This is a genomic window from Helicobacter salomonis (assembly GCF_900197775.1).
Classification (GTDB): domain Bacteria; phylum Campylobacterota; class Campylobacteria; order Campylobacterales; family Helicobacteraceae; genus Helicobacter; species Helicobacter salomonis.
On sequence record NZ_FZMA01000034.1, the window covers coordinates 1 to 1,059 of the forward strand.

Annotated in this window: 1 pseudogene; it reads right to left on the reverse strand. The window is 46.1% G+C overall.

What is annotated here, in order from left to right:
* A pseudogene (locus C6H04_RS05545) lies at nt 1–440 on the reverse strand (hypothetical protein); the annotation flags it as partial.
* Nucleotides 441–1,059: the final 619 nt, after the last annotated feature.

Consider the following 1,059-nt stretch of genomic DNA (forward strand, 5'->3'; position numbering starts at 1 on the left):
GTGGATGCTTGTGGGTCTTGCAAATAAAGTTGGGCTTCTTGAGCTTGGAGATTAAAGCTTAGGACTTCCTCTAGGGGGAAGTGCTCTTGTTGTAGCTGGGATACTTCTAGCTCAAAGCCTTCGTTAATGAGCCATAATTGTTTGCGCTTGGCCTCTGCTAGAGAAGTGGGCTCAATCACGCCATTGAGCACTTTATTGCCCACATTATAGGCGAGTTCCTCCCCTACAGGTAGAGCGATGATGTGCAATTGCGCAGGATTGTATTCAGGCAGCATAGCCCCATCAAAGATGTCTGTCACCAGATCATTCTCAACCAAGGCGTAAGTGATGCCAGGCTCACATGTGCCTATGAACTCTTCTTGAGGACTAGCAGCCTGCTCTAAAAGCTGTTCTTCAATCTGCTCTAAGATGACTTCTTCTTGAGGCGTGACATTGTCCATGGGTGTCCTTCATATCTTTTTGGTATGGGCATTAAAGCCAAAAAGCAGAGGGGAAACAAGGGTTAAAAAAGCATGATAGGGAGCAAAACCGTTATCAAAACTATTAAGCGGTAGGAAAACGTGAGTAAAGGTAAACTTGGCATCTGTGTGTGTGCAGAATGCACACACTAGCACGGATACCGCCACAATGAAGTGACCCCATGTTGTTATACAAAGCCAAGACCGTCATTCTAAACTGCTAAGCGGTAAGACCATATGAGTTAAGATGCATGAGAAGTCTTTGCGGGTGCAGAATGCACACACTAGCACGGATAACGCTACAATGAAGTAGCCCCATACCATGAAGTCAAACCAATAAGCTATAATAACCCTATTGGCACACATGTGGTTATCTCTTAAGGCATGGTGCACTGCAGCTTGTCTGTGTAAGAGGTCAGGGGGTGTGGGTTGCCCCCAGAAAGGAGGTAACCACATGAGCAGGTTGCTAATGATATTAGCGTTTGTAATCGTTTGTGCCCAACGATTGCAATAGCGCATCAACCCCGCCTTTGGCGGGGGCGTAACGCTACTATCATTGTGCCATAAACTGCCTAAATTTCACCTCACAACTCCAAATGAT